The organism is Planctomycetota bacterium, assembly GCA_026387035.1.
GTDB lineage: Bacteria > Planctomycetota > Phycisphaerae > FEN-1346 > FEN-1346 > JAPLMM01.
This window is the reverse complement of sequence record JAPLMM010000267.1, coordinates 1-5188: the sequence shown is the minus strand read 5'-3', so window position 1 is coordinate 5188 and position 5188 is coordinate 1. Positions and strand designations below refer to the sequence as shown.

Below are 5188 nucleotides of genomic sequence, written 5' to 3'. Positions count from 1 at the left end.
CGCGGAGAACGAGCCGGCCGCACGAGGGGGCACGAAAGGAGAAGCACAGTGACGCTGCGTTGGGTGCCGATCGATCGCCTCGAGCCGCATCCGGAGAATGCGAACCGGATGAGCGCGGATCGGCTGGAAAAACTCAAGGGGCACATTGTGAGGACGGGGCGGTATGAACCGATCGTCGTGAGGCCCATTCCAGTGCGGAGTGCGGAGTGTGGCCCGAAGGGCTCCTTTGAAGGAACAGGGAGAGTGCGGAGTAAACGGCAAAACGGCGAAAACAGCGCGCGGTATCAGATTCTGAACGGGCATCACCGGGCGCGGGTGCTGCGGGAACTCGGCCACACCCGCGCGCGGTGCGACGTCTGGGACGTGGACGACGATGAGGCGCGGATGCTCCTGGCGACGCTGAATCGGCTCGAGGGGCGGGACGATCCGAAGGCGCGGGCGCGCCTCGTGGCGCACCTGGCGACGGGGCGGAGCGCCGAGGACCTGGCGCGCCTCCTGCCGGAACCGCCCGACGCGGTGGAGCGGCTGCTGCGCCTTGCGGAGCCCCCGCCGGAGCCGGCGGCTGCGGAATCGCTCGCCCCTTTGCCGCAGGCGCTGGTCTTCTTCCTCTCGGAGGAGCAGGAGGTGCTGGTGCGCGAGGCGCTGGGCGCGGTGGGGGAGGACCCATTGCGGATTGCGGATTGCGGATTGCGGATTGAACGGCGAAAAGCGCGCGGGCGGCTCGGAAAGCGCGCTCCGACGGCAAGCGCGTCGGCGCGCGCGAGCGGCCTCGGCCGGGCCGAGCGCCTCGAGCGGTTGACGCGCTGTGGGAGTTTGTGCGGATGGCGTACGGCCTGGCGGTTCCGCGGCGTGCGGTGTGCCCCGGCCACGCCGCCCCGTTCGAATACCTTCGGCGGGCGATCTTGGAGCCGGGGCGGGACCTGGTGGTGTGGGCGTCGCGCGGCGGAGCGAAGACGGAACTGGGGAGCATCGCGGCGCACCTGGATTCGATCTTCCGGCCTGGGTGCCAGACGCGGATTCTGGGCGGGAGCCTGGACCAGTCGCAGAAGATGTACGAGTACCTGTCGCGGAAGATGCGCGGTCTGTTTGCGGGGAGCCTGGCGCGCGAGCCGACCACCCGGCGGATGCGGCTGGTGAACGGGTCGGCGATAGAGGTGCTGACGCAGTCGGGTCGGAGCGTGCGGGGTCAGCGGGTGCATCGGCTGAAGTGCGACGAGGTGGACGAGTTTTTGCCGGAGGTCTGGCAGGCGGCGCAGTTCGTGACGCAGTCGGGTCCGGGGTCGGACGGCGAGTGGATCGCAGCCCAGATGGAGGTGTTCTCGACGATGCATCGTCCGTTCGGTCCGATGGCGGAGTTGGTGGAGCGGATATTGCAATGCGGATTGCGGATTGCGGATTGCGGATTGAACGGCAGAACAACGAAAACGACACAAGCAGCGGGCCCGGTGCTGTTGACATGGTGCTTGTGGGAAGTGATCGAGCGTTGCCCGCCGGAGCGTTCCTGTTCGCGGTGTCCGCTCTGGCCGGACTGCGAGGGGCGGGCGCGGGAGGCGGAGGGCTACTTTCCGATCGCCGACGCCATTGCCCAAAAGAGCCGCGCGAGCCGCGAGGCCTGGGAGGCCGAGATGCTCTGCCGAAGGCCTCGGGCTGACCGGCGCGTGTTTGCGGACTTCGAGCCGTCTCGGCACGTCGCGCCGGTGGCGTATGACCCGGCCCTTCCACTTTACCGTGCGCTGGACTTCGGCTACGCGAACCCGTTCGTGTGCCTGTGGGTGCAAATTAAACGAGATTGCGGATTTCGGATTTCGGCCCGAAGGGCTCCTATGAAGGAACAGGGAGATTGCGGATTGAAAGGCAAAGGCATTAAAGAAACCGACGGAGACGTGGACCTTTCGGGCGTGCAGGTTCGCGTGTTGGCGGAGTATGTCGAGCGGGAGCGGCCGATCGGGGAGCACCTTCAGGCGATGCGCGAGCGCGACCCCGGGCCGGTGTCGGCGACGTACGCGGACCCGGCGGGCTGGCAGCGCTCGGACACGACGGGCACCGGTCCGTGCCAGGAACTCGCGCGCGCGGGCCTCCGCGTCCGCACCCCGAGGGCCGCCATCCTGGAGGGCGTGGAACTGGTGCGGCGTCTGCTGAAGCCGCGCGCCGCAAGCGACGGACCGGGACTCGTCGTGGACCCCTCGTGCCGATGGCTCGTCCGGGCGCTCGAGGAGTATCACTGGAGCGCGTCGCGCGAGGGGACGATGGCGGAGCGGCCGGCGAAGGACGGGGCGGATCACCCGATTGACGCGCTGCGATACCTGGTGACGGGGCTCTTTCTTGGGGGATCGCGTGCGCGCGAACGGCGGTGGTGGTGAGGAGTTCCCGCGGATTCGTCCCCAGCGGGAACTCATCCGCGGACGTTCGGGGTGAGACGCTGGGCGACGGCGGCGAGAACCTGGTCGGCGTCGAGCCGGCGGGCGATGGTGGCGGCGAGGCGGGGCGTTCGTCCCATTTGGCCGCCGGCGAAGAGGTTGTACACTTCGGTGCGTTGTCCGTTGCGCGTCGCCAGGCCCCCGACGAGTCCGACGCCGGCCACCGCGCTCTGCGCGCAGCCGTTCGGGCAGCCGGAGATGCAGACGGTGATGGCGTCGAGGTGGCTGCGTGCTTCCGCCCGCGGCTCACAGGCTGGCGCCGGGGCGAGGTCGCCCATGTGCTCGCGCAGACGGTCGGCGAGGCCGCAGGTGTCGGCCAGGGCGGCCTGGCACCACCGCGTGCCGGGACAGGCGACGACGGCCGGCTGAGACTTGGCGGCGGGTGCGAGTGCGGTCCGGCGGGCGACGGCCTCGCGGACCGTCGCCTCGTCGAGACCGAAGACGATGGCGCGGTGCTGGTTGGCGATGCGCACAGCGAGGCCGGCGTCGGCGAGAAGAGCGAGGGCGTCGGCCTGGTCGGGTGCGACGTCGCCATTGGGGAAGGTAAGAAGAAGGCGCGCCTCGAGGCCGGCCGGCGACGGGGGGAAGGATGCGCCGGTTCCGGATCGCTCTCGGCGCGCCTCGTCAAGCGAACGGCGAAGGGCGTCGGCAAAGGGTTGATCGCCCATGTTCTCGCGGAGGTGGCGGAGGCGGGCGCGTCGGCGGTCGGTGCGGTCGCCGTGGGCGGCAAAGAAACGGACGGCGGCCAAGATCAGAGGCAGGGCGTCGTCCGCTGGGAGAAAGTCGTCGAAGAGCATGGCGGTGCGCGGCACAGGGCCGAGGGAACCGCCGGCCGTGACGCGGAAGCCCCACTGCTCGCCGCGGCGAAGGGCGATGAACCCGAGGTCGTTGATCCAGGGTTGGGCGCAGGCGTCGGGACAGGCGGAGAAAGAGATCTTGAACTTGCGCGGGAGGGCCCAGATGCCGGCGGTCTGTTCGAGGATCGCCTGGGCGTCGTGCGCCAGGGGGGCGAGGTCGGGGGCGTCGGGCCGCGTGCCGGAGCCGGGGCAGAGGGTGATGTTTCTCGGCGTGTCGCCGCAGGCGCCGACGGTGGAGAGGGCGGCGTGGGCGAGGGCGCGCTGGAGTTGTGGAACCGCGTCGGGAGCGAGGTCGTGGAGTTCGACGTCCTGGCGGGTCGTCAGATGGAGCGGGGTGCGAGGGGTGAATCGGCGAGCGGCGTGCGCGAGGGCTCGCCACTGGTCGGCGTTCAACCTGCCGCCGAGGAGTTTGGTTCGCTGCATCCAGAGTCCCTCCTGCCGCTGGGGGTAAAGGCCGAGTAGCCTGGCCCGAGCGGGGTCGGCGGGGATGGCGTCGCAGGGAAAGTGGGGGCGCTCCATCAGATGCCGGCTCCATCGACGAGTTTGAGTAGTTTGGTGTTGATGCCGCACTCGCCGCCGCATTTCGACGAATCGATCCATCGTCCGGCGCGTTCGTCGTTCCCGGCGATGAGGCGCGTGCACGGCGCGCAGCCGAGCGACCGGTAGCCGAGCGCGTAGAGCGGGTTGACCTGGACGCGGTAGAGTGCGGCGTATTTCCAGACCTCGAACTCGTGCCAGAGGAGGATGGGGTTGAGTTTGATGAGCCCGTCGGGGCGCTTTTCGATTTCACGGAAGTCGGCGCGTCGGCCGCCACTGGTGGCGCGGACGCCGGCGGCCCAGCACGCGGCGCCCATGTCGCGGATGGCGCGCCGGGCGGGCTCGACCTTCAGGAGTTCACAGCAGCGGTCGGGGTCGGTGCGCCAGAGATCGTCGGGCAGAGGCGCGTCGTTGCGGTAGACGCTCAGTTCCGGATAGCGCGCGAGGGTGCGGCGAAGGAAGTCGAGCGTCTCGGGGGGGCTGTGGCGCGTGACGACGACGAAGCCGCGAATGTCGGGGCTGACGCGCTTCGCAAGGTCCCAGACGATGCCCATGCCGAGGCTGTGGGCGACGACGAGGCGCGGCCCGAACTCGCGGTGGGCGGCGCGGAGGAGGTCGAGGCTCCGGTCCACCTTCTGGCCGAAGTGCAGGGCGTCGATGAGGTCCCCCGGCGCGCCGGGGTCCTGGGGAAAGGCGCCGAGGAGGCGCTCGTAGGCCTCGTCCGGTGCGGCCGCCGAGAGGGCCGGGGCGAGGGCGTCATATGCAATAGTTCGGGACAAAGGCAACCTCCCGTTCGGCTTCGATGAGGTCCTGAAAGGTGGTGGCATCCAATACGCCGGCGACGGCCGAGTGCGCCCGCTCCCACATGTTAAGGAAGGCGCATCTTCCCTGGAGGGGGCACGGTTCCGGCGCGCCGGGATCGCCGGCGGCAATGCACGAGACGGGGGCGAAGGGGCCCTCGATGAGGCGGATGACCTGGCCGACGGTCAGGGCACGAGGGTCCCCGGCCAGGAGGTATCCGCCCTGGGGTCCGCGCCGCGATTCCACTAGGCCCGCTTGCCGCAGTTCCTGGAGGATCAATTCCAGGAATTTCGGCGGAATGGCCTGGGCGTCGGCGATGTCCGAAGCGGTAGCGGGGCCTTCGCCGAGGCGTTTGGCCAGTTCGAGGACGGCCCGGAGGGCGTATTGGCACTTCTGCGAGGCCTGCATCATGGTCAGGCTCCTGTACCCGAGTAAGCCCATCGGGATACTATCGTATAACTCGCCGGTTGTCAAGAGGTATTTTTTGAAATTTTTGGGTTCACGGATTAGGGGTCGGGTTTGGGAATCAGGGGTGGGCCTTTGAAGTCGGGGGGCTGGTGGCTATAATGAATGCAG

Annotated in this window: 4 protein-coding genes; 1 reads left to right on the top strand and 3 read right to left on the bottom strand. The window is 69.1% G+C overall.

Annotated features, from left to right (window positions below; translation table 11 throughout):
* The first annotated feature begins 821 nt into the window (after positions 1–821).
* Positions 822–2360 (top strand): hypothetical protein, encoded by a 1539-nt coding sequence (locus tag NTX40_10355; protein MCX5649474.1) that lies wholly within the window; start codon positions 822–824, stop codon positions 2358–2360.
* Positions 2361–2392: 32 nt separating this feature from the next.
* Here NTX40_10355 and NTX40_10350 read toward each other — a convergent pair whose 3' ends face one another.
* From NTX40_10350 to NTX40_10340, 3 genes are read right to left on the bottom strand one after another with little or no spacing between them, the layout of a single operon-like run.
* Complete coding sequence (locus NTX40_10350; GenBank protein ID MCX5649473.1) at positions 2393–3793, bottom strand: nitrite/sulfite reductase; 1401 nt, start codon at positions 3791–3793, stop codon at positions 2393–2395.
* Entirely contained in the window at positions 3793–4590 is a 798-nt protein-coding gene (locus NTX40_10345) for a phosphoadenosine phosphosulfate reductase family protein (GenBank protein MCX5649472.1), read from the bottom strand. The genes NTX40_10350 and NTX40_10345 overlap by 1 nt, the downstream gene beginning before the upstream one ends.
* Positions 4568–5023 carry an Rrf2 family transcriptional regulator gene (locus NTX40_10340; GenBank protein ID MCX5649471.1) on the bottom strand — a complete coding sequence of 152 codons (456 nt, stop codon included), beginning with the start codon at positions 5021–5023 and terminating at the stop codon, positions 4568–4570. Before NTX40_10340 ends, NTX40_10345 begins: the two co-directional genes overlap by 23 nt.
* Positions 5024–5188 lie beyond the last annotated feature (165 nt).

What these genes read in the sequence shown, in the direction of transcription:
- NTX40_10355 (MCX5649474.1), top strand. Translation starts at nt 822, where the DNA reads ATGGCGTACGGCCTGGCGGTTCCGCGGCGTGCGGTGTGCCCCGGCCAC.
- NTX40_10350 (MCX5649473.1), bottom strand. Translation starts at nt 3,793, where the DNA reads ATGGAGCGCCCCCACTTTCCCTGCGACGCCATCCCCGCCGACCCCGCT.
- NTX40_10340 (MCX5649471.1), bottom strand. Translation starts at nt 5,023, where the DNA reads ATGATGCAGGCCTCGCAGAAGTGCCAATACGCCCTCCGGGCCGTCCTC.